The sequence below is a fragment of the Geodermatophilus sp. SYSU D00697 genome, from assembly GCF_054050175.1.
Genome location: NZ_JBJGYV010000002.1, coordinates 179,355 through 204,516, shown reverse-complemented (window position 1 = coordinate 204,516; position 25,162 = coordinate 179,355). Strand labels below are relative to the sequence as shown.

The window sequence follows — 25,162 nt, the reverse complement described above, 5'->3', positions numbered from 1 at the left end:
GGCTCCCGCACCTCAGGCCGGGACGAGGAAGCCGAGGACGATGATGATCGGCATCGCCACGACCGAGGCCAGCGCCGTCACGAAGGTCAGGGCCTTGAGTGCCCCCGAGGTGGAGATCCCCAGCAGGCTCTGGAACATCCAGAAGAAGTTGCTGTTCACCTGCAGCGCGAACAGCGCGCCGGCGCCGATGGCGAGGCCCACCACGACGGGCGCCACGTCCAGTGTGCCGAGCACCGGCGCGAGGATGCCCGACGCCGCGATGGCGGCCACCGAGATCGACCCGATGGCGAAGTGCAGCAGCGCGGCGACCAGCCAGGCCAGCAGGAGGGTCAGGATCACCGAGGTGCCGGTGCCGGCCGAGAACAGCGCGCCGAGGCGCTGGTCGAGGTCGGTCTCGCCGATGACCGCGCCGAGCGAGCCGCCGACGCCGGTGATCAGCAGGATCTGGCCGGTGGTGGCCAGGCCCTTGCCGACGGCGTCGTCGGTGCGGTCGCGGCCGAGGCTCCGGCGCGCGAGGACGTAGGCGCCGGTCATGCCGAGGAACAGGGCGAAGACCGGGTTGCTGAGGAACGCGATGACCGAGTTCTCCACGCCGGCGGCACTCGTTATCGCCCCGGTGGCGATGAGCAGCAGCGGCACGATGACCGCCAGCAGCGAGATGCCCAGCGGCGGCATGGCGGCCTCGTGCTCGTCGTCCCGCTCGCTGGCCGCCTGCTCCTCGTCCCGCAGGGCCTGGGTCTCGTGCTCGTCGCTCTCCGGCTTCCAGAAGCCGCGCTTGAGGACCAGGTTGAACAGGTAGGTCGTGACGACGGCGGTCACCGGCCCCACGACCAGGCCGTAGATGAGCATCGTCCCGAGCGGGATGTCGAGCAGGCCGGCGATGGAGATCGTCCCGAGGCCCGGCAGCACGAACACGTAGCCCACGAGGATGCCGGCGGTCAGCGACCCGGCCATCAGCGGCAGCCCCCTGCGCCCGACGTGCGGGGCGGCCGAGCGGGCCAGCGGCGAGGCCAGCACCAGCTGGACGTCGACGTAGATCGAGGGGAACAGCGTCGTGAGCGCCGCGCTCATCGCGTAGGGCAGCCGCCGGGCGCCGAGCAGCCGCAGCAGCAGGGCGACGAACTTCTGCAGCGCACCGAGGGCGTACAGCAGGGCGCCGAGCAGGACGCCGAAGCCGATGAGCAGGCCGACCTCGGCCATGATCTCGCCGAAGCCGGTGGCGATCGTCTCCACCGTCCCGACCAGGCCCACCCCGCCCGCGATCCCCAGGTACAGCGAGCCCACGACCAGGGCGATGACCGGCTCGACCTTGAGCCAGATGATCAGCAGCAGGACGGCGAGGATGGCGATGCTCGCGTGCAGGATGATCACGGCGGTCCCCATTCCGCAGCCGCACCCCTGTGTGGCGGCCGCCACTCGTCCTCGCCGATGTGACCACGCGCGGTGGAACCCGCGGTAGAGGGCCGACGCGGATCGCGCCATAAGGACGGCTTATGGCTCAGGGTGTGGGTGACGCGGCCGCCGGCACGGTGCGAGCCACACCGCACGCGGCAGATCGGACGTCAGAGCGTCTCGGTGACCTTGTGCAGGCCGCGCGGCTGGTCGGGGTCGCTGCCGCGGAGCAGTGCAGAGTGCAACGCCAGCTGCTGGAACGGCAGGATCTCCAGCAGTGGGCTCACCACCTCGGGGATGCCGTGGGGGAGCACCAGCCCGGCCGTGGACGCGATCGCGGCGTCCTCCGACCCGACGGTGAGCAGGTCGGCACCGGTCTCCCGCAGCCGGGGCAGCACCGGCCCGAGCGCGTCGCCGGCCGTCCCCACCGGGGCCACGGCCAGCACGGGGACGTTGGCGTCGAGCATCGCCAACGGCCCGTGCAGCAGGTCGGCCGCCGAGAAGGCGTGCGCCGACACGTAGCAGGTCTCCATCAGCTTCAACGCGGCCTCGCGTGCGGTCGGGTACGCGTAGCCGCGCCCGGTCACCACCACCCGCTGCGCGTAGCGCAGCCGCAGCGCGGCGCGTTCCACCGCCGGCTCCAGGGCGAGCACCTCCCGCCCCCAGTCGCAGAGCCGGTCCAGCGACGGTTCGGCGCCCCGCAGTCCCTCCACCAGCAGGAGGAGCGTGAGCAGTTGGGCGGTGTAGCTCTTCGTCGCCGGGACCGAGCGCTCCGGCCCGGCCATCACGTCCACGGCGAACTCGGCGGCCGTCGCCAGCGGTGAGCCGGGCGCGTTCGTCACCGCCACCGTCGTCGCGCCCTGCTCCCGGCTGACCTCCAGGGAGCGCACCAGCTCCGGCGACTCACCGGACTGGCTCACCGCGACCACCAGCACGTCGGCCAGGGCAGGACGGGCGCCGTAGGTGGTCGTCGTCGACGGCGACGCGAGCCCCGTCGGCAGCTCCAGCCGCACCTCGACCAGGTACTTGGCGTACAGCGCGGCGTGGTCCGACGTCCCCCGTGCCACGAACAGGACGAACCGCGGACGGCGGACGCGCAGCTCCGCGGCCACCTCCGCGATCGGGTCCCGGCCGGTGGACAGCAGCCGCTCCCAGACCTCCGGCTGCTCGCGGATCTCGCTCGCCATCAGCGCTCCGGGCGCACGTCCCTGACCCCGGGTCCCGTCCACGCCTCGACGGTAGGCGCGCCCGGGCGGCTGGCCGACGGGCACCGGGATCGACCGGCCGTCACGATGCCCGCATGGGAGGGGCCGGAGGCCCGGGGGGCTCGCTGCTGCTCACCGGCGGGGACGTCGTCACGCCCGAGCGGGTGCTCGCCGGCGGCTGGGTGCACGTCGTGGGGGACCGGCTGGCCGCCCTCGGCACCGGTCCGGCCCCGGCCGCCGAGCGGGTCGTCGACTGCGCCGGGCACACCCTCGTCCCCGGCTTCGTCGACGTCCACCAGCACGGGAGCGGCGGGGCCTCGTACGACGGCGGCCCGGCGGCCGCGCGCCGGGCGCTGGTCGCGTCCCGCGCGGCCGGGACGACGACCGTCGTCGCCTCCCTGGTCTCGCTGCGGCCGCCGGACCTGGACCGGGCGCTGGACGGCCTGGCCGGCCTGGTCGAGGAGGGCGAGCTGGCCGGTGTGCACCTGGAGGGCCCGTGGCTGGCGCCGTCCCGCCGGGGTGCCCACGACCCGGCCGCACTGCGCCCGCCGTCCGCGGAGGAGCTGGTGCGGGTGCTGTCCCGCGGGATCGTGCGGGTAGTCACGCTCGCGCCCGAGCTGCCGGGGGCGCTGGACGCGGTCGCGGCGCTGGCCGACGCCGGGGTCGTGGTCGCCGTCGGGCACACCGAGGCGTCGTACGACGTCGTCCGGGCGGCGGTGGACGCCGGCGCGCGGATGGCCACCCACCTGCTCAACGCGATGCCGGCGCCCGCCGGCCGCGACCCCGGCGCGGTGCTGGCCCTGCTCGAGGACCCGCGGGTGACGGTGGAGCTGATCACCGACGGCGTGCACCTGCACCCGGCGTGGGAGCGGCACGTCCTCGGCGCGGCCGGCCCGGGGCGGGTCGCGCTGGTCACCGACGCGACGGCCGCGGCCGGGATGCCCGACGGCCGCCACGACCTGGGCGGGCTGGCCGTGACGGTGGCCGGCGGCACCGCCCGGCTCGCCGACGGTGGCGCGCTGGCCGGTGGGACGGCGACCTCGGCCGCGCTGTTCCGGCGGGCGGTCACCGACCTCGGCCTGTCCCTGGTCGACGGGGCGCGGGTGACCGCGACCACGCCGGCGGCGGCGCTGGGCCTGTCCGAGGTCGGGGCACTGGGAGCGGGGCGGCGGGCCGACGTCGTCCTGCTCGACCGGAGCCTGGAGGTGCGGGGCGTGCTGCGGGCGGGGGCGTGGGTGGTGCCGCCGTCCTGATGCCCGACCGCCGCTCACCGTGCGTGACCGGCCTCCGGCGTCACCCACGCCCGCGGGGGACTTCGGCGTCCACCGCGTTTGGTGCGGGATGGGAGCGGGACACCTGGGTGCTCCACTGGACAGCCGGCCGGCTGACCGACCGCGCACGGAGCAAGGGGGAGCACATGTCCGACCACCTCGAGCCGCACCCGGGGCCGAGCCGGGTCGGGCAGCCTCCGCGGTGCTCCCGCTACGCCCGCGGCCACGCGCCGCACCCGGCGCAGGTCCAGTTCTGCCAGAACGACGCCGCCGAGCACTGGCAGCCGGTGGTCGTCATGGGCGCCGTCGGGGACGTGGTCACCCTGGCCGCCGGGGACGAGCTGCGGCGCTACCGCAACCACGATCCCGACCAGCTGACCGCCCGGGTGGGCAGCGCCGGCGCGGAGGCCTTCCTCAACACCCGCGTCGGGCTGCTCTTCCTGCACGCCTGGCCGCGCGACACCGGCGCGGTCTTCTCGCTGCAGCCGGCCGAGCAGGCCCCCGAGCCCTGCCGAGGGTGATCGAGGGCCGCCCCGCTCACCCCATGGGATGAGGCCCCCGGTCGACGCCCACCGGAACAAGATCGACCTCAATAGCATCCAGACGTCTCCCGCACCCGGTGCGCACGCTCCTGCGCGGTGCCCGTCGGGAGACCGGGGGACCACCGCGTCGTCGCGCCTCCGTGATGGATCTGGCTGATGATCGGGCGCTGCGCCCGTGACGGGGGAGTGGTCGTGGCCTCGACGGGTGCCCAGCACCTCGACCGCCGCTACCGCCTGGTGCGCATCCCACTGCGGACCCGGTGGCGGCTGCAGTGGTACGCGCGATCAGACCGGCGCGCCGGTCTCCCGGTCGGTCTGAGCGCGGACTCGACGCCCGTCCTCTCCGAGCTGGTCGCCGAGTACCGCGAGGTCTGCGAGCGCGAGTGGACGGGGTGCCTGCGCGACAACCAGTCGCGTGAGGTGAGCATGGATCGGATCGACGCCGAACTCGACCACCTGAGGGCAGCGTTGCAGCGCGAGGCCAACGACGTGGGTCGGCTGTCAGAACCGCTGTCGGAAGACTGGTTGTCGCTCCGGTACCCCGGTGAGGAGCAGCTGACCGAGTCCGCGGTCCGCCGGCGGCGCATCGTCGCCCATCAGCGGGCTGTCGAACGGGCCCGTTCGGTCGTCCAGGAGACCCAGGCGAGCATCGACGCTCGGCTCTCCGAGCGGGCTGAGCTGAAGGCGCAGTGCGACACCCGCACGGACGTCGCTCGCTCGCACGTCGTCCACCACCAGGCAGTCGCGAGCCGCAAGGCCGCCATCTACCGGCGGGCTCTCGTTCGTCGTCATCCGGAGCGTGACGAGCTCATCCGGGGCTGGACGACGGAACTCTGTCCTCTGCCCGCGTGGGCCGATCCCACCATGGCTGCCGCACCGTCTGGAGTCGCCGCGTGAACCGCTCGAGCCTGCCCGTGCAGGAGCCCTCCCCGGCACCGCCCACGTCGGTCGTGGAGTCCGAGCTCCGTGGGGCGCGTGACCAGGTGGTCGCGCACGTCGCCCAACTCGCCCAGGCGGGTTCCCTGGACGCCGGCAACGGCGACGTGATGGACGCGTGGCTCGAGGGTCTGCGCCGGGAGATGCACGCCCGCCGTGCCAGCGAGCGGACCAACTCGGCCGCTGCGGCACAAGGGCGAGTCGCCGAGCTCGAGGCGGAGGTCCTCAAGACACGAAAGCTCTCCGACGCGGCCACCGCCGCCGTCGAGGACGCGGAGCGCGAGCTCACCGCTGCCAAGCGGCGGGTGCTCGAGCCTGCGGAGAACCATGCGATCGACCAGCGGGAGCGCAGGCGCAGGCCCCGTGCCACCTCGGATCCCCTGGAGGGACTCGTCCGGCCGCGGTTCCACCGGTTCCTCGTCATCGCGTTCCTGGTCGTCGCGGCACTGGGTGACGTGGCCACGTTCCGCCTCGTCATCGCCACGACGTTCACGGACGGCGAGGAGTACGTCGTCTGGATGCTCACACTCGCCTTCGCCGCCGCCTCGGTGGGCCTCATGCACTTCGTCGGGCGGGCCTGGAAGGAGCTGCGCCAGGCTCGGGGAGGCCTGGGGCGACCGTCGATCTTCCTCATGCTGGGCGGATGGCTGCTCCTCGGAGCAGTCGCCTTCGTCTTCCGCGTGCAGAGCCAGGACTCGACCTCCGCCGCGTCGGACGTCTTCGGGTCGGCCGGGGCTGCTCAGGCGCAGCACGACCCTCTGCTGTCCGCACTCCTGCTCGCTGGGCTGTACGTGGCCTCGGGGCTCCTGGCCTTCTACTCGGGGTTCACCGAGCACCACCCCCACATGACGACCTATTTGGCGCTACGGGAGACGTTGCCGGCCCACCGGAGGGCGGCTGCCGAGGCTGCAGCAGTGGCGACTGCCCGACAGCAGGAGTTGGCGCTTGCCCGCACCGAGGAGGCGCGAGCACATCAGCGCGCTGCTGATGCCTCCACCGAGATCGACGCCGGCATCGATGCGTTGAAGGAGTTCGTCCGCGTGGAGGTCGCCCGCTACATCGGGCTGCCGGAGGCCACCAGCGGACTGACCGCCGGGCGTGGCGCGGACGTCTCCTCGGAGCCGACTGCGCGCCGACACGGCGTGAACCTCGTCCCGACCTCGCGGGACGCCCACGACCGCTTCCACGGCAACGGCACCCACGCCGGCAGCCACTGACCACTGCGGTCCTCACCACATCCGAGAGGCCTCCCTGTGCGAAAGAGCGCCATCCCCCGCGGTGTCTCCGCGGTGGCAACCGTCCTGACCCTGGCCGGTGTCCTGGCCGGCTGTGGGGGTGACGAGGCGGTGGGGGACCCGACCGGTGCGGTGGCCCTGGTGGCCGGAGCACGCAGCAACATGCCGCCGCCGCAGCTCGACGGTCCGGCGGCCGCGGTCTTCGATCAGGCTCTCCAGGACCAGTCACTCGTGACCATGGTCGTCGCTGACGGCGAACCCGCGGTGCAGTTCTCGGGGCAGATGCTCATCACGGGCAACAACGGACCTGCACGCGAGGAGAGTCGGGAGCGGAACAGGGAGACCCTGGCCGCAGAGATCGAAGCGCTCCGTGCGGAGGACGAAGAGGCCGATCTCCTCACAGCTCTGGAGGAGGCAGCGCGCAGCATCTCAGCGGTGGAGACGCCGCCTCGGACGATCGTGGTCGTCGACTCAGGCCTCTCCACCGTTGCGCCGCTGGACTTCACCCAGCCCGGCCTGTTGGAGGCGGACCCGGAGGAGGTCGTCGACAACCTGGTGGCGCTCGATGCCCTGCCGGACCTAGGTGGAGTCAGGGTCATCCTGCAGGGAATCGGCGACACTGCCGAACCTCAACAGCGGCTGAGCATCGCGCAGCGGAACAACCTCATCGCCATCTGGAAGGCGATCATCGCCGCCGCCAATGGGGGCGTTGAGCCCGAGGTCGAGGACACACAGCTGAGCCGGGAGCTCCTCGATGAGGAGCTGCCGAGAGTCACGCTTGTGCCGGTGCCCGAGGGGCCGGTCTGCGTCAAGGGAACCATCGTGCTCACCGGGGCCGACGTCGCGTTCCGGCCGGACTCGGCCGAGTTCGTCGACGAGGCCGAGGCCCGGACGGTCCTGGCACCCATCGCCGGGCAGTTGGTCGGGAACGGCGTGACGGCGACCCTGACCGGGACCACGGCGGACGTCGGTGACATCACCGGACAGAAGGACCTCAGCCGACTACGTGCCGAGGCGGTCCGGGACCTGCTCGTCGACCTCGACGTCCCGGCCGGCAACCTGACCCCTGACGGCGTCGGGAGCGAGTTCCCCGGCTATGTCCAGGACCACGACGCTGAAGGCAACCTGCTCCCTGGCCCGGCGGCGCAGAACCGGAAGGTCATCATCACGCCGTCGATCGGGACCGCGGGCCTGGCCTGCGACTGACGGACGGTGCCCCGGCCGCCCTCAGGACGGCCGGGGCGCCGCGACTCACGCGACCCGACGGGCCCCGACGTAGCTCGGCATCGAGTCGAGGTTCACGACCTTGACCGGCTGGCCGGCGGTGGAGGCGTGCACCATCTGGCCGTTGCCGATGTACATGGCCACGTGCGAGACCGGGCTGTAGAAGAACACCAGGTCACCGGGCTTGAGGTCGGACTTCGCCACCGGAGCGCCGAAGGTCGACTGCGCCCGCGAGGTGCGCGGCAGCTCGACGCCGGCCGCCCGGTAGGCGAACGTCGTCAGCCCCGAGCAGTCGAAGGCGTTGGGACCGGTGGCGCCCCAGCCGTACGGGTCGCCCTGCTGGGCCAGGGCGGTGTCGACGGCCTTCTGGGCGGCGCCGTTGGGGGCGGCGGCCGCAGCGAGGGCGACGGCGCCGGAACCGGCGTCACCGGCGTCAGCCTGGGCGGTGGCCGGAGCGAGGGTCACGGCGGCGCCGGCAACGGCGGCGATCGCGATCCCACGGAAAGAACGGCGTGCGAAAGACGTGCGTGCAGTCGTCATGGACGACGGGGTCTCCTGTTCTCCACGGCCGCCTACCGGGTTAGCTGACGGGTTCGGACGGGGGAGTCGCCCGGCGCGAGATGCGCTTCACCCCAGGGATGCGGTGGGTCCCCGGTCCGGGCGCGGCGGGTACCGCGTCCGGTTCGGCGTAGTCCGGCCGGTGTCACGCGGTTCGGTGACGAGAGGCCCGGCAGGACCGCGGACGACCGTAGGAGAGCGCGACGGCCGTCGCAGGCGGCCGGACGGTCGCGCGGCGGCGGCGTGTCCGGATGGCGACACGCCGCCGTGACCACGGAGGACTACGGAGCGCGCAGGAATGTCATGGGTGCGTTTCCGCAGGTCAGAGGCGTGGGACCAAAGTATGTGGAAGGCGGAGTGTTCTCACACGGCGTGACGTCCGTATCGCGGACAGCAGCTGGAACCCGGGGGTTGGCGCAGGCGTTGGGCGGGCACGACCACAGACGACCGAGAACGAGGAGGGACACACCCCATGGCCGGAATGATCCGGAAGCTGGTGGCGTCGGGGATCGCGGCGAAGGTCATCCAGGAGGCCCGCAAGCCGCAGAACCAGGCCAAGATCAAGGAGTTCATCGCCAAGATGGGCGAGCAGAACAAGAAGCGCGGCGGCGGCAAGGGCTACGGCCGCGGCCCCGTCCACTGACGGCTCCGCTGGGGAGCCCCCGCCCGGCACCGGGCGGGGGCTCCCGGTGAGCACCCACCGGGTCGCGGTGCTCGACGACCACCAGTCCGTGGCGGCCGAGTTCGCCGACTGGTCCCGCGTCCCCGAACCGCTCGACGTCGTCGCCTTCGCCGACCACCTCGACGACGAGGACGCCCTGGTCGAGCGGCTCGCCCCCTTCGACGTCGTCGCCACCGTGCACCTGGTCCTCGGCGAGGGCACCCGCGGCATCGTCGGGCGCGCCGAGCTCGGCCGGATGAAGCCCACCGCGATCCTGGTCAACACCTCGCGCGGGCCGGTCGTCGACGAGGCCGCCCTGGTCGAGGCGCTGTCCGACGGGCGGATCGCCGGCGCCGGCCTCGACGTCTACGACCGGGAGCCGCTGCCCGCGGACTCCCCGCTGCGCAGCGCGCCGCGCACGGTCCTCACCCCGCACCTGGGCTACGTCACCCGCCGCGGCTACGAGGTCTTCTACCGCGAGGTCGTCGAGGACGTCGCCGCCTTCATGGCCGGCTCCCCGGTCCGGGTGCTCGACCCCGCGTGACCGCTGCCCGGCGCGGGTACTCCCGCGGCATGACCGAGGGCAACCTGACCGGCCGGCCGGCCGGTGGCGTCAACGAACCGACCGACGGGGTCCCGGGCACGCGTCCGGAGGAGGACCTGGTCGGGCCGCCGTCGCAGCAGGAGGAGCCGCGCGCCGCCCGGGACGGTGAGATGTCGACCAACCCGGGCGAGAGCGCCAGCGGCGTCCCGGACACCGACCACCCGCTCGGCGGCCGGAACGGCTGACCTCGCGGCTACGGCCGGCCGGCGTGGGGGACGTCGACCTCGGTGGCCACCAGGACCGCCTCGCGCACCGGCGCCCGGTTGTGCTCGTAGAAGTCCGGCGCGCAGCACATCAGCAGCGTGCGGCCGTCGTCCCCGCCGAGCATGCAGGCGTAGACGCCCAGGCCGGACGGCGCGGCGACCTCGTCGAGGACCTCCCCGCCCTCGGCCACGCGGACCACCCGGCCGCCGACCGCGTCGGCCGCCCAGATCCGCCCCTCGGTGTCCAGCGCGCAGCCGTCAGGGGCGACCGTCAGCTGGCCGAGCACCTCGTCGACCGTCGTCCCGGTGACCTCCGGGCCGAGCGACGCCCACACCCGCCGGTTGGTCAGCGACCCGTCGGCGCCCAGGTCGAACGCGGTGTACCGGTTGCCCAGCGTCTCGCCGACGACGAGCGTGCCGCCGTCCGGGGTGATGACCGAGCCGTTCGGGAACTGCAGCCCCTCGGCGGCGACCGACACCGTGCCGTCCGGGTCGATGCGCTTGAGCGACGCGGTCGCGGCGTTCCCGCCGCCCATCAGGTCGAAGCCGAAGTCACCGACGAACACGTGCCCGCCCGCGTCGACCACCAGGTCGTTGAGGTGCCCACCGCAGTGCTCGGCCAGGTCGGCGTGGGGAGTGAGCGACCCGTCGGCGTACCGGAGCACCCGGCGGTCCTTCATCGACACGACCACCAGGGAGCCGTCGGGCAGCCAGCCCAGCCCGGACGGCTGCTGCTCCACCTCGACGACGACGGTCTCCGCACCGTCGGGGGTCACCCGGCTGACCGTGTGCCGGTAGAAGTCCGAGATCCACCACGTGCCCTCGTGCCAACGCGGCCCCTCGAAGAACCCGCCGCCCTCCAGGACCGTCCTGAGCTGCCGTTCCGCCATGCTCGGGCACCCTAGGGGGACCCGCCCCCTCAGCGAGGAGTCACACGTGCCCGGACCCGTGATCGCCGTCGTCGGAGCCACCGGCCAGCAGGGCGGCGCCACCGCCGCCGCACTGCTGGACGCCGGCGCCCGGGTCCGCGCCCTCGTCCGCGACTCGGGCAGGGCCCGGGACCTCGCCGACCGCGGCGCCGAGCTCGTCCCCGCCGACCTCCAGGACCCCGACAGCCTGCGGACGGCGTTCCGCGGCGCGCAGCGGGTGTTCGCGATGACCACCCCCTTCGGCCCGCGGGGTGTGGACGGCGAGGTCGCGGACGGCACCGCCCTGGCCGACGCGGCCGCCGACGCCGGCGTCGAGCACCTGGTGTTCAGCTCCGTCGGCGGCGCCGAGCGGGGCACCGGCATCCCGCACTTCGAGAGCAAGCGCCGCGTCGAGGAGCACATCGTCTCCCTCGGCCTGCCCGCCACGTTGGTGCGGCCGGTCTTCTTCATGGAGAACCTGCGGTGGATGGCGTCGGCCGAGGACGGCGCGGTCGTCGTCCGGATGGCGCTGCCGGCCGGGGTGCCGCTGCAGATGATCGCCGTCGCCGACATCGGCGCGGTCACCGCGGCCGTCCTGCTGGACCCCTCCCGGGTGCCCGGCGGCAGCATCGAGATCGGGGGCGACGAGCGGACCGGCGAGCAGGTCGCCGCCGCCTTCGGCGAGCGCGCCGGGCTGCCGGGCCGCTACGAGGCGCTGCCGCTGGACGCGCTCGGCGACGACGAGGACTCCCGGGCGATGTTCGCCTGGTTCGCGCGGCCGCCGGCCTACCGGGCCGACGTCGCCGCCACCCGCGCCCTGGCGCCCGGCCTGCAGGACCTGCCCACCTGGCTGGCCCGCACCGGCTGGACCCCCTGACGTCCCGGCGCGGACCGATCGCGGAGGGTCACGCCCGCCGCGTGTCGGGACGGGATCCCCGCGACACGGCCGGGGGAGCGGCGGGCCGCGGGTCCGGCTGCCCGAGGCTCCGTCGTCATGACGGGCAGAGTGGGGGTCCCCGGGCTGGCGTTGCCGATGGTCACGGCGGCGACCCGGCTGGACTACCTGAGCCGGCGGGACAACGCGACGGCGTCCTCGCGGCGGCGCGCCCCGGCACCCACGCACTCCTGGACGGCCCACCTGCGCGGCGAGGTGGACCCCCTCGACCAGGAGGAGTCCCTGGAGCTGCTCGACCTGGGCGTCGTCCTCGCCCGCCGGGCCTACGACGCGCAGCACCTGGGCATCCGCGCGGCGCTGCGCACCGGGGCGTCGTGGGCGCGGATCGGGGAGTCGCTCGGCACCACGCCGCTCAACGCGTGGAACCGGCACCAGCGGTGGATCGAGGAGCAGGTCGAGCTCTTCGAGGCCAGCCGCGGCCGGGACGGCCTGGACGACGCCGGCGCGATGGAGGCGTTGCGGCTGGCCGGTGACCGCCCGATCGGCCTGGGCTACGTCCGGCGCGCCGGGGACGCGGACCCCGGGAGCTGACCGCGGCGGCCGGTGCCGCCCCGGCGAGTCGTTTCCCCCCTCCGCACCCCGGGCAGGCCCCGGGGGACCGAGGGGATCCACGGAGGGACGACGACATGCAGGTCGGCTACAAGCTCGCCACCGAGGCGTTCGGGCCGGAGGAGGTCATCCGGCAGACGGTCCGCGCCGAGCAGGCCGGCTTCGACTTCGTGGAGCTGAGCGACCACTTCCACCCGTGGCTGGACGACCAGGGCCACAGCGCGTTCACCTGGTCCCTGCTGGGCGCCATGGCCGCGCGGACCGAGCGGATCGGCCTGGCCACCGGCGTCACCTGCCCGATGATCCGGTACCACCCGGCGGTGATCGCTCAGGCCGCGGCCACCGTGCAGATCCTCTCGGGCAACCGCTTCACCCTCGGGGTCGGCGCCGGCGAGCGACTCAACGAGCACGTCGTCGGGCAGGGCTGGCCGGCGGTGCGGATCCGGCACAAGATGCTCCGCGAGGCCCTGGAGATCATCCGGCTGCTGTGGCAGGGCGGCTACCGGTCCTACGACGGCCAGTACCTGCAGCTCGAGGACGCCCGCGTCTTCGACCTCCCCGACCAGCTCCCGGTCATCGCGGTGGCCAGCGGCGGACCCGAGGCCTCCAGGCTTGCCGCGGAGCACGGCGACGGGCTGTTCGCCACCGAGCCGCGCGGGGACCTGGTCGGCGCGTACCGGGACGCCGGCGGCAAGGGGCCGCACTACGCCGAGGTGCCGATGGCCTGGGCCGCCGACGAGGAGTCCGCCGTCCAGGCCGCCCTGGAGACCAGCCGCTGGGCGGTCACCGGCTGGAAGGTGATGAGCGAGCTGCCCAACCCGGTCAACTTCGCCGCCGCCAGCGAGACGGTGACGCCCGACGACATCCGGCAGCAGTTCTCGTGCGGCCCCGACCTGGACGCGCACGTGCAGCAGGCCCAGCCCTACGTCGACGCCGGCTTCGACCACCTGGTGCTGCAGAACACCGGCCCGGACCCGGACGGTTTCCTCGACGTCTGCGAGCGGGAACTCATCGGCCGGGTGCGCGCGCTGACGCCGTCGTCCTGAGCCCGGACCCGGGACTGCTCGGCCGACCCTCGGTCGGCGGGGTCACCACCTGCGGGTGCTCGTGCTCTGCGTACCGGGGGCATGCAGAGCACGAGCACCCGCAGGTGAGCACCCGCCCGGCGGCTCAGTCGCCCTTGACGTTGACCACCTGGCGCAACGTGTGCCGGACCTCCACCAGGTCGGCGGCGTCGGCCATGACGACGTCCACCGGCTTGTACGCGTCGGGGTGCTCGTCGAGGAACGCGTCCGAGCGGCCCCAGGCGATGCCCTTCATCCGGCGGTCCAGGTCCGCGCGGGTGAACAGCCGGCGGGCCTGGCCGCGGGAGTGGTTGCGGCCCGCGCCGTGGGGTGCGGAGTGCAGTGACTCGACGTTGCCCCGGCCGACGACGATGTAGGACGCCGTGCCCATCGACCCCGGGATGAGCCCCCACTGGCCCGCCCGCGCGGAGATCGCCCCCTTGCGGGACACCCAGACCCGCGTGCCGTAGTGCTCCTCGCGCTCGGTGTAGTTGTGGTGCGCGTTGACCACCTGCAGCCGCTCGACCTCCGTGGTGAGGAAGCGGGAGACCTGCTCGGCGACTCGGTCCATCATCTCCTCGCGGTTGAGGTAGGCGAACCGCTGTGCCCAGTGCAGCGCCTCCATGTAGGCGTCGAACTCCGGCTCGCCCTCCTCCAGGTAGGCGAGGTCGCGGTCGGGCAGGTCGACGTCCCGCGCTCCGGTGAGGTCCTTGGCCACCCGGATGTGCCGGGACGCCAGCCGGTTGCCCACCCCGCGCGACCCGGAGTGCAGGAACAGCCACACCCGGTCGGCCTCGTCCAGCGAGACCTCGATGAAGTGGTTCCCCGACCCGAGCGAGCCCAGCTGCAGCGGCCAGTTGTGCGCGACGCCGCCGGCCTGCGCGGCACCCGGCAGGTCCCGGAGTTCGTCCACCCGCGGCGCCGCCGTCTCGCGCAGCTTCTTGTTGTAGCGGCCGGCCGACAGCGGGATCGCCCGCGAGATCTGCTCGTGCAGGGTCGCCAGGTTGCGGCCGCGCAGGTCGTCGCCGGTGAACTGGGTGCGGACCGCCATCATCCCGCAGCCGATGTCCACCCCGACCGCCGCCGGGATGATCGCGCCGTCGGTCGGGATCACCGAGCCCACGGTCGCCCCCAGGCCCAGGTGCGCATCGGGCATCAGTGCCATGTGCGGGTTGATGAACGGCATCGAGGCGGTGCGCTCGGCCTGCATCCGGGTGGTCGGCTCGAGGATCGACGCCCAGTTGAGCAGGCGGTCGCTGATCTTCTCCACGCCCGACCGGTACCCCGCGCGGCGGCCTCAGTCCTTCTTGCCCTCGTCCTTCTTGTCGCCGTTCCCGTTCCCGTTCCCGTTGCCCTGGTTGCCCTCGTTGCCGTTCCCGCCGCCCTGCTTGCCGTTGCCCCCGCCCTCGTTGCCGTTGCCCTCGTCGGGCTCGGCCTCGTCCTCGTCGGGGTCCTCCTCGGCCGGCGCGGAGGACGGGGCCGGCGGGGCGACGGCGTGCGTGACGGTGACCGTGTCGCCCGGCTGCAGGGTGCCGAGCGGGTCGAGGGCGATCACCTGCCCGGCGGGCACGTCACCGGTCTGCAGCGGCCGCGGTCGCACGGTCAGGCCCAGCGCGCCGAGCTCGTCCGCGACCTCGGACACCGGGCGGCCGACGTAGTCCCCGGAGGCGACCTCCACCCCGGCCGGCGCCGACGGCGAGGGGGCCGGCTCCGCGGTGGGGGAGGACGTGCCGCGGGTGCCGAGCACCACCGCGCCCACCACGACGGCCAGCACGAGCAGCGCGACCAGCGGCACGAGCAGCCGCCGCGCCGGCCGGCGGCCGGGCCCTGACGGCAGCACGCGGGTCGCCGGTGCGGCGTCGGCGGTGGCCAGGACCCGGGTCCGTTCGCGCTCGGGTGCTCCGCCGTCCAGGGCGTGCAGCAGGGCGGCGCCGTCGGGGAGGCGGTCCGCGGGGTCCGTGGCGAGGGCCCGCTCGACGACCCGGCGCAGCTGCGGCGGGACGTCGGGCGGCAGGGGGCCGAGGCGCTGAGAGACCTTCTGCGCGACGACCTGCAGGGGGTTCTCCCCGTCGAAGGCCCGGCGGCCGGTCAGGCACTCGTACGCCACCACGCCGAGCGCGTAGACGTCGCTGGCCGGCGTCGCCTTGGCCCCCTGCGCCTGCTCGGGGGAGAGGTACCGCACCGTCCCGATGACCTGTCCGGTCCGGGTGATCGACGCGCTCGACGCCGACCACGCGATCCCGAAGTCGGTGATCTTCACGGTGCCGTCGGCGGCCACCAGGAGGTTGGCCGGCTTGACGTCCCGGTGGACCACCCCGGCGGCGTGGGCGGCGGCCAGCCCGGCGGCGGCCTGGCGCAGGACGTCCCGCGTCCGGTCGGGGCCCAGCCGGCCCTCCCGCGCCAGCACGGCCGAGAGCGGTTCGCCGTCCACCAGCTCCATCACGAGGTAGGCCAGCCGCTGCCCGCCGGGGCCGGTGGTCTCCCCGTAGTCGTGCAGCGTCGCGATGGAGGGCGCGGTCAGACCGGCCGTCAGCCGGGCCTCGGCGCGGAAGCGGGCCAGGAAGCCCGGGTCGTCGGTGTACTCGCTGCGGAGCAGCTTCACGGCGACCGGCCGCTCCAGGACGACGTCCCGGGCACGCCACACCTGGCCCATGCCCCCGGTCGCCAGGAGGGCTCCCAGCTCGTACCGGTTCCCGAGGACCGAACCTGCCAGCTCCACCGGTCACCTCCGTGCTCGTGGGATCGCGCCGCCGTACCCGGTATCGGCGTCCCGTGCGGCCGACCGGAGCGTGCCGGGGGGGCGAGCCGGCGTCAGACCGGGTCGACCAGGCGCAGCGGCGGGGGAGAGGTCAGCCGCTTCACCAGGGTCACCCGGTGCCGGCCGTCGGGGTCGTGCGCGAAGTCCAGCCGGTCCACCAGCGCCTGCATCAGCTGCAGCCCGCGCCCGCCGCCGTCCAGGAGGGAGCCGTCCCGGTCCTGCGGCGGCGCGTCGGGGTCGAAGCCCTGGCCGTCGTCGAACACGCTGATCCGGCAGGTCCCGGAGTCGATGGCGACCTGCACCTCGTAGCCGCCGTGCTCCCCGGCGTGCTGGACGACGTTGGCGCAGGCCTCGGTCAGCGCCAGCGTGATCTCGTCGATCACTCCCCGCTCCACGCGCAGGTGCTCCAGCGCCTGCCGGCACAGCCCCCGGACGAAGGGGACGCTGTTGCTGTCCACCGGAAGGCGGACGCTGAACCCGATGTCCACGCCTGGCTCCCCTCTCCTGTCCGGTGGCATCTACCCTGCGGAGGGCCAGTGGACCACGACGAGGGGACCGATTCCCTTGCTCTTCGAGATCGAGCGGACGACGGTTCTCGGGCGACCGGCGCTGAGAGTACGCGGAGAGCTCGACATCGCGACCTCGCCACAGCTGGCGGAGGCCGTCGACGCCGTGCTGGCCACCGAGCCCCGCTCGATGGTGGTGGACCTGACCGACACCACGTTCCTGGACTCCTCCGGCGCCCGCCAGCTGGCCTGGTGCGCGCGGCGGGCCACCCGCAGCGGGGTGCGGCTGCAGGTGGTCTGCCCCCGCGACAACCGACCGGTCCGGCTGGTCGTCGACCTGCTGGAACTCCAGGCGCTCGTGCCGATCGTCGAGGCGGCCAGCCTGACCGAGGGGGAGGTCGGCCCGTAGGGTCGCGGCGGTGAGCACATCGCCCGACGACAGCCGCGGGAGCATCGCAGCGAGGAACGAGCGAGGAGCGGATCGCGGCGCGGAGTCGGGCCGGAGTGCACCACCCACGGAGGTCGGCGACGAGGCGCTCGCCCGCTGCGCCGACGAGCCGATCGCCGTCCCCGGGGCGATCCAGCCGCACGGTGTCCTGCTCGCCGTCACCGAGCCCGACCTCCGGGTCGTCGTCGCCTCGGCCAACGCCGCCGAGCTGCTGGGGACCGAGCCGGCGTCCCTCGCCGATGTGCTCACGTCGGCCGACCTGGACCGGCTGCGCGACGGGCTGGCCGGTGACCTCGCGCTGCTCAACCCCCTGCGGGTGACCGTGGCCGGCGGCGAGGTGGACCTCGTCGTGCACCGCGCCGAGGGGCTGCTGGTCACCGAGTGGGAGCCGCTGACCGGTGCCGAGCAGGGCGGCGCCGACTGGCACCGCCGGCTGCCCGTCGTGCTGCAGCGGCTCTCGGCCGCGGCCACGCTGGAGGAGCTCGCCACGACCCTCGCCCGCGACGTCCGGGCGCTCACCGGCTTCGACCGCGTGATGGTCTACCGCTTCGACCCGGAGTGGAATGGCGAGGTGGTCGCCGAGGACCGCCGGGAGGACCTCGAGCCCTTCCTCGGTCTGCGCTACCCGGCCAGCGACATCCCCGCCCAGGCGCGCGCCCTCTACGCGACCAACTGGCTGCGGCTGATCCCCGACGCCACCTACCGCCCGGTGCCGCTGCACCCGGCGGTCAACCCGCTCACCGGCCGGCCCCTGGACCTCTCCGGCGCGGTGCTGCGCAGCGTCTCCCCGGTGCACCTGGAGTACCTGGCCAACATGGGCGTGGTCTCCTCCATGTCGGTCTCGCTCATCGACCGCGGCCGGTTGTGGGGTCTGGTCTCCTGTCACCACTACGCCGGCCCGCACCGCCCCTCCTACGCCGACCGGGTGGCCGCCGAGTTCCTCGGCCGGACGGCGTCCCTGCTGCTGCACACCACTGTCGAGGCCGCCGAGCGGGGGGACGCCGTCCGCGTGGCGCAGCGGCAGGCGGAGCTGGTGGCCGCGCTCGGCCGGAGCCCGCGGACGCCCGCGCGGGCGCTCACCGGGGGCAGCCCGAGCGTGCTGGACCTGGTGCCCGCCTCCGGCGCCGCGGTGCGGCTGGGCGGCCGGCTGCACCTGCTCGGCAGCACCCCGCCGGCGCAGCGGGTGCCCGGACTGGTGGCCGGGCTGCTGGACACCGGACACCCGGCGACCGACGCACTGGGTCGGGTGGTCCCCGCCGCGGCCGACGTGGCGGCCACCGCCAGCGGGCTGCTCGCCGTCGAGGTCGGCAGCGGGAGCGGGGACTTCCTCGCCTGGTTCCGGCCCGAGACGCCGCGCGAGGTGACCTGGGGCGGCAACCCGCACACCCCGAAGACCGTGCCGACCGACGCCGGCCCGCGGCTGTCCCCGCGCCGATCCTTCGCCGCCTGGCGCGAGACCGTCCGCGGGACGGCGACCCCGTGGCGGGAGCACGAGGTCGCCGCCGCGCAGGCGCTGGCCGCCCACGTCACCGAGTTCGCGCTGCAGCGGGCCGGCGAGGACAACCGGCTCGCCGCGGCGCTGCAGCGCACCCTCCTGCTCGAGGAGCTGCCCAAGGTCCCCGGCCTGGCGTTGGCCGCCCGCTACCGCCCGAGCGCCGCGGACGTCGTGGGCGGCGACTGGTACGACCTGGTCCCGCTGCCCAGCGGCCGGGTGTCGATCGTGCTGGGCGACGTCGCCGGGCACGGGCTGGCCGCCGCGGCGATCACCGCCCAGCTGCGGCACGCGCTGCGCGCGCACCTGCTCCGCGACCTCGGTCCGGCCGCGGCGCTGCAGGGGCTGGGCGAGGTGGTCGCCGCGCTGCTGCCCGGTGAGCTCGCGACCGCCGTCGTCGCCGAGGTCGACCCGGCCACGGGGGCGGTCGCGCTGTCCAGCGCCGGGCACCTGCCGGTGCTGCACGCCACGGCCGGCGGGGTCGACCTGCTGGCCGGCCGGCGCGGGCCCGCGCTGGGTCTGCTCGACGACGCCGAGTACCCCGAGACCCGGCTGCACCTGGCCGGCGAGGACCGGTTGCTGCTGTTCAGCGACGGCCTGGTCGAACGCCGCGACGTGCCGCTCGAGGAACGGCTGGGCGCGCTGCGCTCCGCGGTGGCCGCCGGCCGCGACCCCGAGACGCTGCTCGACGACGTCCTCGCCGCGCTGGACCCGCCGGACACCGACGACGTCACCCTGGTCGGCCTCGGCCGCACCTGAGGGCGCGGCCGGGCACCGGTCCTACTCGGCCCGGTCGTCGCCGTGCCGGCGGTGACCGACCGGCGGCTGCCGGCGGGCGATCCCGTCCAGCCGCTGGGTCAGGTCGGCCTGGGCGTCCTCGTCGTCAGCCGCATGCCGCCCGAGGGTGGGCATCCGGAACTCAGCGGTCTCGTCGAGCAGGTGTCGGGCCACGATGATGTCCTTCCGCGCGTGGTCGACCCCGAGCGTAGAAGCCGGGCCCGGTGCCCCCGGGGTGGCTGGGACGGGTGTGACCGCTGGGTCGGCCGGAGCCGAACAGCACAGCGTTCGTGCTCTGCCCACACACGCTCGGCCCACCCCGGAGGCATGGGGTCCGGGCACGCTCGTGCTCTGCATGCCCACGGCACGCAGAGCACGAGCCCCCGGAGAGGAGGTGGACCGGGCAGGGGTCGGTCCCGGCGTCCTCGTGCTCTGCATGGCCACGGCATGCAGAGCACGAGCTCCCGGAGAGGGAGGTGGACCGGGCAGGGGCCTGTCCTGGCGTGCTCGTGCTCTGCGTGCCCACGGCATGCAGAGCACGAGCTCCCGCCGGGGTACCCGGTCGACCGGGACGGCGGCGGCGCTGGGCTACCCGGTCGGTCGGGACGGCGGCGGCGGGGGACCCGCTCGGTCGGGACGGCGGCGGCGGGGGACCTGCTCAGTCGGGACGGCGGCGGCGCCGGCGGGGTAGCTCTTCGTCGGCGCCGCGGCTGCGGGCGAAGGACTCCGCGAGGTCGGCCGGCCAGCCGTCGTCCACCAGCAGCAGGGCCAGCTGGCGGGCGAGGATGCCGTCGACGTCCGCGGCCGGCAGCTCGGAGCCGAAGACGACCTCCCGCAGCGCCCAGCCGTTGCCCGCGGTGCCGCCGGTGGCCACCGCGGCGGCGAGCCTCTCGACGCCGGGGACGTCCATCCGCAGCGCGGCCCAGCGCAGCACCGGCGGCAGTCCCGACTGCGGAACGGCGCCCTCCAGCCGGGCCAGCCAGCCGACGTCGGCGAGCAGCAGGTGCCCGAGCAGCGTCCGGTGCGACTCCTCCCACGGGACGCCGGCCCGCCGCCACTGGGCCACGAGCGCGTCGCCGACCACGCGCCGGCGGGTCGCGAGCAGCGCCAGCTCCCAGGCGTCGTCGGTCAACTCCAGCAGCGGCAGCGCGACGCCGAGGCTCAGCGCCTGCTCGACGAGCAGGCCCGCCGCCCGGTCCAGGGTGGCGATCCGCCGGCCGCGGGCGACCTCGGCGGCCAGGGCGGCGCACAGGTCGCCCTGGGTGATCCCGGCGATCTCCACCGCCCGCTCGGCGGGGCCCTCGGCGCCGTCGAACACCTCGTCGAGCAGCGCGGTCAGCACACCGCCGCGCACCCGCTCGGCGGCGACCGGCGACTGCCCGACCGCCGCCTTCAGGGACGCGGCCACGGTCCGGTCGCCGGCGGCCAGCTCCAGCGCGGCGGCGGCGTTGCGCCCGCGGGCCAGCCACCGCGGGCCGGCCTCGGAGTCCAGCACGCACGCCACCTGCTCGCCGGTCAGCTCGGGGGCGTCCTGCTCGGCCCAGGCGTCGGCGAACAGCCACGCGTCCAGCCGGCGCAGGTCGCCGACCGGGTCCGGCGCCAGCTCCCCCTTGCTCGCGGCCTCGAGCAGCGTGCGGGCCCGATCGGTGTCGGCCGCGCGCGCCGCCGACCGCGGCAGGGCGTCGGAGAGCTCCACCCGCACCGGGGCGGTGTCGCCGTCGTCCGCCCGCGGGCCGGCCGTCAGCGAGACCCCCGCGGTCAGCGCCCGCGGCAGGACGTCGAACAGGACGTCGGCGACCTCCCGGCCCGACGGCGTCCGGCGCGGCAGCGGGCAGACGCCCTCGCCGGCGGCGAGGACCGCGAGCAGCCGGGCCAGGCTCGGGGTGAGCGCGTCGACCTCGTCGGTGGTCAGCACCGGCACGGTGCGATCGGTCGCCGGCACCCGCAGCGGCGGCAGCTGGTCGGTCGGGGTGGCGCCCTCGGGCAGCCCGTCGAGGAACCGCCCGGCCCGGCGCAGCGCCAGCAGCTCGCGGACCCCCAGCCGGCCGCCGTCGTCCCAGAGCAGGTGCACCAGGTAGTTGCCGGGCCGGCCGAAGCCGTCGGCGCTCGCGGCGACCGTGCGGTGCAGCAGCCGGCCGCCGGGGCGGTGCACCAGCCCGAAGGTCTCGGTGGCGTCGGGGGTGAACCCGACCAGCGCGCCGAGCGCCTTACGGGTGCGGCCCACTTCGGCCGGCCAGTCCGCCGAGTGCGCGAAGACGCCGAAGCCCGGCCCCTCCAGCGTCCGCGGGGCCGAGGTGTAGATCGCTTGCGCGCAGGCCCGGACGCTCATCCGGACCACTCGCGGTACGGCGCCGAGCCGGCCTCCTCCGGGTCGAGGCCCTCCTCGGAGAGGAAGCCGTGGCGGGCCAGGAGGACCAGCAGCGGGTCCAGGCAGCCGACCGGGGCGATCTCCGGGTAGCCGCCGTCCTTGGCGTCGGCGCCGGTGGCCGACACCGCGTGCACGGTCGGCCGCGGGAGCCGGTTGAGCACCGCGGTGAGCAGGTTGGAGCCGCCGCTGAGCTCGAGGAAGTCCACCAGCCGGGAGCTGGTGTCCCGCACCTCGCCGAACCAGTGCGCCAGCGGCCGCGCCGCCAGGTCGGTGTCGCGCAGGGTGTCGGTGGGGAAGTCGGGGAGGCCGCGCAGCTTGTCGGCCTTGGTGAGCACCACGGCCGCCGAGACGCCGGTCAACGGGCTGTCCTGGTGCAGGTTGCGCGCGCTGCGCAGCAGGTTGGCCAGGTTGACCACCATCTGCGTGTGCCGGGCCAGGCCCATCGACTCCTCGCCCGGGTCGGCCAGGTGGCGCAGCCGGGGGAAGACGCCGGGGGAGAGCAGCACCAGCACCGAGGACGCCGCGTAGAGGAACTTCCCGTACTGGCCCATGTCCTCGGCGCGGTAGAGCTGCTCGCCGGAGGCGTCGAAGAAGACCAGGTTGACCGCCCGCTCCGCGCCGCTGCGGCCGGTGCCGCGCAGGACCAGCATGAACGGCTCCGGTGAGCTGCCCTCGCCGAGGAGCGGCAGGGTCAGCGGCAGCTGCCGGCGCTGCACCATCAGCCGGTAGCGGTAGTCGTCGAACCGGGCGGCGCTCTCCTCGTCCATCTCCACCGAGATGCCCAGCGGCGCCAGTGCCCCCTCGTGCAGCAGGTCGATGAGCACGGTCAGGTAGGTGCTCTTCGACGCGCCGGTCAGCCCGACCAGGCCGACGACGATCGTGGGCCGGTCGAGGTAGTCCGGCGGCAGCCGGTGCCCCCGCGGGCAGGTGGGGCTGACGTTGGCCGCGGCCGCGCCGGCGGCGTCCTTCGGGGTGGGTGGCGGCACCGGGTCGGCGCGCAGCGGTTCGAGGAACCGCTGCCACCGGGTGCGGCGCTCGACCGGCGGCCGGTGCGCGACGCCGTGGGCGTCCCGCCACACGGGGGTGGTCAGGGGCTCGAGACAGCGGGGGCAGACCCGGCGCTTCATCGCCATCAGCGGACGAAGACGACGAAGAAGAGGACGGCGACCGCGCAGAACACCGCCAGCAGCACCCGCTGCCGCTCGCGGTAGCGGTGCCGCCGCGCGTCGAGGCGCTGCTGGGCCAGGGCCCGCTCGTACAGTCCGGACACGGTCGGGGAGACCTCCTTGCGCTAGAAGACCAGGTGGTAGGCGACGGCGAGGACGAGGCCCGCGAGGATCCCCAGGACCACCGCCACCGCGATCGCCGCGGCGAAGCCGGCCCAGGTGTCGGCGACCGCGCGTTCCAGCCGGCCCAGCTCGTAGCGCGCCGCCTCGACGACCGCCCCCACCGACTGCAGGTCGCGCATCGTCGTCCGCGGGTCGGCGATCTGCGAGGTCCCGCCCAGCCACCGGGTGTGCTGCTCGACCTGCTTGGCCAGCCTGGCCACCGACGGGCGCTTCTCGGGGGCGAACTTCAGCGCGGCGGAGACGCTGTCGAGCAGGTTGGGCGGCACGAGGGACAGGTTGAGCCGGCCCGCGCGCAGCGCGAGGAAGTAGTCGGAGTCGGGCATGGTGTCGTCGGGGTCCACCGGGTGGACCGCGCCGGCGGCGTAGGCGATCACCATGCCCCAGCTGTAGACGTCGCTGGCCTCGGTGAGCACCGCGCCCTGCAGCTGCTCGGGGCTGGCGAACAGCTTGGTGCCCAGCGCGGCGATGCCGGTGGTCGAGGTGCCCGACGGCGGCTCCGGGCCGATGTAGCGGCTGATGCCGAAGTCGACGAGCCAGACGTCGGCGCCGGAGATGATGATGTTGCCCGGCTTCACGTCCCGGTGGACGACGCCGGCGGCGTGGACGTCCCGCAGCGCCCGGAGCAGGCCGATCGCGATCCGGCGCAGCTCCTCGGCGTTGAGCCCGGCCGAGCGGCGGGCCAGGAACTCGTCCAGCGGCGTGCCGGTCACGTACTCCTGCACGTAGTAGGGCGCGTCGGCGGTGAGGTCCTGGTCGACGATGCGGGCCACCCGGGAGCTCTTCACCCGGGCGGCGTTCTCCACCTCCCGCGCCAGCCGCTTGCGGGCCAGTTCGGGCGCGGCCTCGGGCAGCCGCTTGATGACGACCAGCGGGCTGTCCGGCCCGGTCGAGCCGACGAAGACGTCCGCGCCCTGGCCGCCGCGCGGCAGCCGGCAGAGCAGCTCGTAGGGCCCGATGGAGGAGGGGTCGCCGGGCTCGAGCAGCTCGACCTGGCGGGTCCCGGCGAGGTCGGCGACGGCTCCGGTGGGGTCGAGTGCCTCGTCCACGTGCGGGGCCCTCCCTGTCGTCAGCAGGCGGACCCCGACCGTAGATCGCGAACCTGTGAACATCCATGGAGTTCCGCCCCACCCCGCACGGCACCGGGATTCGCGGGTACAACCGAGTTGTTGCGGGAGCGAACGATCTCAGCCAGGTCAGGGGCGTTGATGAGCAGTGTCGGCACCGGCTCCCGGCCGGACACCGCCCGCACCTCGCACCGGGCGCCGCGGCGGGGTCCCTCGCCGTCGGTCGTCCTCGGCCTCGGCGCGGCCGGGCTGGCGGTGCTGCTCGTGCTGCTCGTGGTCGTCGTCGCCCGCGTCGGCGGGGAGCCCGACGCCGAGCCGGCCCCGACCGCGGAGGCGAGCCCGACGCCGGTGGACACCTCCGACCTCACCGCCCCCGCCAAGCGGGACGTCGCGATGCAGCTGATCTCCAGCGCGGAGAACTCGACCCTCGACTGGCGTGGCCAGTACGGCTACATCGAGTGGGACGTCGAGGGCGTCCCCGAGGAGAACCGCGGCTACACCGCCGGCCTCGTCGGCTTCTGCAGCGGCTGCGGCGACATGACCCGGCTGGTCGAGTACTACACCTCGATCGCGCCCGGCAACCGGCTCGAGCAGTACCTGCCCGCCCTGCGCGTGCAGGAGGAGCTCGGCATGGGCCACGTGACCCGCGAGGGCCTCGGGTCGGCGTTCGTCGCCGACTGGCGGGCGGCCGCCCGCGACCCGCAGTTCCAGGCCGCGCAGGACCACGTGGTCGACCAGGCCTACTTCGACCCGGCGGTGCAGCAGGCGCTCGCCGACGGCGTGCACGCCCTGGGCCAGTTCGCCTACTTCGACGCCATGGTCGTGCACGGGCCCGGCGACGACCGGCTCAGCTTCGGCGGCATCCGGGCGGCCGCGCTGGCCGTGGCCAGCCCGCCGTCCCAGGGCGGCGACGAGACCGAGTGGCTCGAGGCCTTCCTGGACGCGCGGGTCGAGGCGATGCAGGCCGAGCGCGCGCACCGCGACACCAGCCGGGTGGACGAGGCGCAGCGGGTCTTCCTCGAGGAGGGCAACCTCCACCTCAACGTGCCGCTGCGCTGGTCGACCTACGGGGACGACTACCGCATCCCCTGAC

General features: G+C 74.6%; 26 protein-coding genes and 1 riboswitch. Of the genes, 14 read left to right on the top strand and 12 right to left on the bottom strand.

Features of this window, described 5'->3' with window-relative positions; all coding sequences use genetic code 11:
- Positions 1 to 12: 12 nt before the first annotated feature.
- Positions 13 to 1,371 carry a GntP family permease gene (locus ACI79C_RS02925; protein ID WP_456944110.1) on the bottom strand — a complete coding sequence of 453 codons (1,359 nt, stop codon included), beginning with the start codon at positions 1,369 to 1,371 and terminating at the stop codon, positions 13 to 15.
- A 191-nt stretch (positions 1,372 to 1,562) separates the two neighbouring features.
- Complete coding sequence (locus ACI79C_RS02920; protein ID WP_456944109.1) at positions 1,563 to 2,621, bottom strand: SIS domain-containing protein; 1,059 nt, start codon at positions 2,619 to 2,621, stop codon at positions 1,563 to 1,565.
- Between the two features lie 71 nt (positions 2,622 to 2,692).
- Between ACI79C_RS02920 and ACI79C_RS02915 the strand changes: the two genes are divergently transcribed.
- The 5 genes from ACI79C_RS02915 (at position 2,693) to ACI79C_RS02895 (ending at position 7,787) form a co-directional block, all read left to right on the top strand.
- Positions 2,693 to 3,850, top strand: a complete 1,158-nt coding sequence (locus tag ACI79C_RS02915) for an N-acetylglucosamine-6-phosphate deacetylase (RefSeq protein WP_456944108.1) — start codon at positions 2,693 to 2,695, stop codon at positions 3,848 to 3,850.
- 107 nt (positions 3,851 to 3,957) lie between these two features.
- Positions 3,958 to 4,389 carry a hypothetical protein gene (locus ACI79C_RS02910; RefSeq protein WP_456944107.1) on the top strand — a complete coding sequence of 144 codons (432 nt, stop codon included), beginning with the start codon at positions 3,958 to 3,960 and terminating at the stop codon, positions 4,387 to 4,389.
- A gap of 213 nt (positions 4,390 to 4,602) precedes the next feature.
- Positions 4,603 to 5,307 (top strand): hypothetical protein, encoded by a 705-nt coding sequence (locus ACI79C_RS02905; protein WP_456944106.1) that lies wholly within the window; start codon positions 4,603 to 4,605, stop codon positions 5,305 to 5,307.
- Positions 5,304 to 6,563: a hypothetical protein gene (locus ACI79C_RS02900; RefSeq protein WP_456944105.1), complete on the top strand. Its 1,260-nt coding sequence runs from the start codon at positions 5,304 to 5,306 to the stop codon at positions 6,561 to 6,563. Before ACI79C_RS02905 ends, ACI79C_RS02900 begins: the two co-directional genes overlap by 4 nt.
- 72 nt (positions 6,564 to 6,635) lie before the next feature.
- Entirely contained in the window at positions 6,636 to 7,787 is a 1,152-nt protein-coding gene (locus tag ACI79C_RS02895) for an OmpA family protein (protein ID WP_456944104.1), read from the top strand.
- A 45-nt stretch (positions 7,788 to 7,832) separates the two neighbouring features.
- Here the strand turns inward: ACI79C_RS02895 and ACI79C_RS02890 are convergent, their stop codons facing one another.
- Complete coding sequence (locus ACI79C_RS02890; RefSeq protein WP_456944103.1) at positions 7,833 to 8,270, bottom strand: C40 family peptidase; 438 nt, start codon at positions 8,268 to 8,270, stop codon at positions 7,833 to 7,835.
- An 88-nt stretch (positions 8,271 to 8,358) separates the two neighbouring features.
- Positions 8,359 to 8,504: riboswitch (cyclic di-AMP (ydaO/yuaA leader) on the bottom strand.
- A 331-nt stretch (positions 8,505 to 8,835) separates the two neighbouring features.
- Here ACI79C_RS02890 and ACI79C_RS02885 point away from each other — a divergent pair.
- From ACI79C_RS02885 to ACI79C_RS02875, 3 genes are read left to right on the top strand one after another with little or no spacing between them, the layout of a single operon-like run.
- On the top strand, positions 8,836 to 9,006 hold the full coding sequence (locus ACI79C_RS02885) for a hypothetical protein (protein WP_456907530.1): 171 nt from the start codon (positions 8,836 to 8,838) through the stop codon (positions 9,004 to 9,006).
- 46 nt (positions 9,007 to 9,052) lie between these two features.
- Positions 9,053 to 9,568, top strand: a complete 516-nt coding sequence (locus tag ACI79C_RS02880) for an NAD(P)-dependent oxidoreductase (RefSeq protein WP_456944102.1) — start codon at positions 9,053 to 9,055, stop codon at positions 9,566 to 9,568.
- The gene (locus ACI79C_RS02875) at positions 9,565 to 9,813 is read left to right on the top strand and encodes a hypothetical protein (RefSeq protein ID WP_456944101.1); all 249 of its coding nucleotides are present in this window, start codon (positions 9,565 to 9,567) and stop codon (positions 9,811 to 9,813) included. Before ACI79C_RS02880 ends, ACI79C_RS02875 begins: the two co-directional genes overlap by 4 nt.
- Positions 9,814 to 9,821: 8 nt before the next feature.
- Here the strand turns inward: ACI79C_RS02875 and ACI79C_RS02870 are convergent, their stop codons facing one another.
- Positions 9,822 to 10,721: an SMP-30/gluconolactonase/LRE family protein gene (locus ACI79C_RS02870; RefSeq protein ID WP_456944100.1), complete on the bottom strand. Its 900-nt coding sequence runs from the start codon at positions 10,719 to 10,721 to the stop codon at positions 9,822 to 9,824.
- 46 nt (positions 10,722 to 10,767) lie between these two features.
- On the opposite strand from ACI79C_RS02870, the gene ACI79C_RS02865 reads away from it, so the two are divergent.
- From ACI79C_RS02865 to ACI79C_RS02855, 3 genes are all read left to right on the top strand, one after another.
- Entirely contained in the window at positions 10,768 to 11,616 is an 849-nt protein-coding gene (locus ACI79C_RS02865; RefSeq protein ID WP_456944099.1) for an NmrA/HSCARG family protein, read from the top strand.
- A 117-nt stretch (positions 11,617 to 11,733) separates the two neighbouring features.
- Positions 11,734 to 12,225 (top strand): hypothetical protein, encoded by a 492-nt coding sequence (locus tag ACI79C_RS02860; RefSeq protein WP_456944098.1) that lies wholly within the window; start codon positions 11,734 to 11,736, stop codon positions 12,223 to 12,225.
- Positions 12,226 to 12,320: 95 nt separating this feature from the next.
- Complete coding sequence (locus ACI79C_RS02855; RefSeq protein ID WP_456944097.1) at positions 12,321 to 13,289, top strand: TIGR03557 family F420-dependent LLM class oxidoreductase; 969 nt, start codon at positions 12,321 to 12,323, stop codon at positions 13,287 to 13,289.
- A gap of 124 nt (positions 13,290 to 13,413) precedes the next feature.
- Here ACI79C_RS02855 and ACI79C_RS02850 read toward each other — a convergent pair whose 3' ends face one another.
- From ACI79C_RS02850 to ACI79C_RS02840, 3 genes are all read right to left on the bottom strand, one after another.
- A complete protein-coding gene (locus ACI79C_RS02850) occupies positions 13,414 to 14,577 on the bottom strand; it encodes an RtcB family protein (RefSeq protein ID WP_456944096.1) in 1,164 nt (387 codons plus the stop codon).
- A gap of 27 nt (positions 14,578 to 14,604) precedes the next feature.
- Entirely contained in the window at positions 14,605 to 16,026 is a 1,422-nt protein-coding gene (locus ACI79C_RS02845; RefSeq protein ID WP_456944095.1) for a serine/threonine protein kinase, read from the bottom strand.
- 92 nt (positions 16,027 to 16,118) lie between these two features.
- A complete protein-coding gene (locus ACI79C_RS02840) occupies positions 16,119 to 16,553 on the bottom strand; it encodes an ATP-binding protein (RefSeq protein WP_456944094.1) in 435 nt (144 codons plus the stop codon).
- 76 nt (positions 16,554 to 16,629) lie between these two features.
- Between ACI79C_RS02840 and ACI79C_RS02835 the strand changes: the two genes are divergently transcribed.
- On the top strand, positions 16,630 to 16,980 hold the full coding sequence (locus ACI79C_RS02835) for an STAS domain-containing protein (RefSeq protein WP_456944093.1): 351 nt from the start codon (positions 16,630 to 16,632) through the stop codon (positions 16,978 to 16,980).
- Positions 16,981 to 16,990: 10 nt separating this feature from the next.
- Positions 16,991 to 19,270, top strand: a complete 2,280-nt coding sequence (locus ACI79C_RS02830) for a SpoIIE family protein phosphatase (protein WP_456944092.1) — start codon at positions 16,991 to 16,993, stop codon at positions 19,268 to 19,270.
- A gap of 21 nt (positions 19,271 to 19,291) precedes the next feature.
- On the opposite strand, the gene ACI79C_RS02825 is transcribed toward ACI79C_RS02830, so the two are convergent.
- The 5 genes from ACI79C_RS02825 to ACI79C_RS02805 all read right to left on the bottom strand — a co-directional run bounded on the left by ACI79C_RS02825 (position 19,292) and on the right by ACI79C_RS02805 (position 24,051).
- On the bottom strand, positions 19,292 to 19,462 hold the full coding sequence (locus ACI79C_RS02825; protein ID WP_456944091.1) for a hypothetical protein: 171 nt from the start codon (positions 19,460 to 19,462) through the stop codon (positions 19,292 to 19,294).
- 484 nt (positions 19,463 to 19,946) lie between these two features.
- Positions 19,947 to 21,617, bottom strand: coding sequence for a GAP1-N2 domain-containing protein (locus ACI79C_RS02820; RefSeq protein WP_456944090.1), 1,671 nt, complete (start codon positions 21,615 to 21,617; stop codon positions 19,947 to 19,949).
- A complete protein-coding gene (locus ACI79C_RS02815) occupies positions 21,614 to 22,783 on the bottom strand; it encodes a TRAFAC clade GTPase domain-containing protein (RefSeq protein ID WP_456944089.1) in 1,170 nt (389 codons plus the stop codon). The genes ACI79C_RS02820 and ACI79C_RS02815 overlap by 4 nt, the downstream gene beginning before the upstream one ends.
- Positions 22,784 to 22,788: 5 nt before the next feature.
- A complete protein-coding gene (locus tag ACI79C_RS02810; RefSeq protein ID WP_456944088.1) occupies positions 22,789 to 22,926 on the bottom strand; it encodes a hypothetical protein in 138 nt (45 codons plus the stop codon).
- Positions 22,927 to 22,947: 21 nt separating this feature from the next.
- Positions 22,948 to 24,051: a serine/threonine-protein kinase gene (locus tag ACI79C_RS02805; RefSeq protein ID WP_456944087.1), complete on the bottom strand. Its 1,104-nt coding sequence runs from the start codon at positions 24,049 to 24,051 to the stop codon at positions 22,948 to 22,950.
- Between the two features lie 159 nt (positions 24,052 to 24,210).
- Here ACI79C_RS02805 and ACI79C_RS02800 point away from each other — a divergent pair, with 159 nt between their 5' ends.
- Positions 24,211 to 25,161, top strand: a complete 951-nt coding sequence (locus tag ACI79C_RS02800; RefSeq protein WP_456944086.1) for a chitosanase — start codon at positions 24,211 to 24,213, stop codon at positions 25,159 to 25,161.
- Position 25,162 lies beyond the last annotated feature (1 nt).